At 57.2% G+C, this 362-nt stretch carries 1 pseudogene; it reads left to right on the top strand.

What is annotated here, in order from left to right:
- Positions 1–276: pseudogene (gene pgi, locus ACQCX0_RS01360) on the top strand (glucose-6-phosphate isomerase); the annotation flags it as partial.
- Positions 277–362 lie beyond the last annotated feature (86 nt).

Genomic DNA, 362 nt, shown 5'->3' with positions numbered 1-362 from the left:
CACAAAGTCATTCCTGGCAACCGCCCGAGCAACACCCTGGTGGTGGAGCGCATCAGCCCGCGGCGCCTTGGCGCTCTGGTGGCGCTGTACGAACACAAGGTCTTCGTGCAAAGCGTGATCTGGGGCATCAATGCCTTCGACCAGTGGGGCGTGGAGCTTGGCAAGGAACTTGCCACCGAACTTCTGCCGGTGGTTTCGGGTGAGGAGAGCAGCGACGGTCGCGACGCTTCCACACAAGGGCTTGTCGCGCATCTGCATGCGCGAAGGAAAGCTTGACGGTATTCTCTGCACAGCTAGAAATAAAGGAGAGCCGGGTTTGTAACCCGGCTCTCTTCATGAGAAATAAATGGGAAATGAAATGA

The sequence above is a fragment of the Candidatus Hepatincolaceae symbiont of Strigamia maritima genome (assembly GCF_055505085.1).
This window is presented reverse-complemented; position numbering and strand designations above follow the sequence as displayed.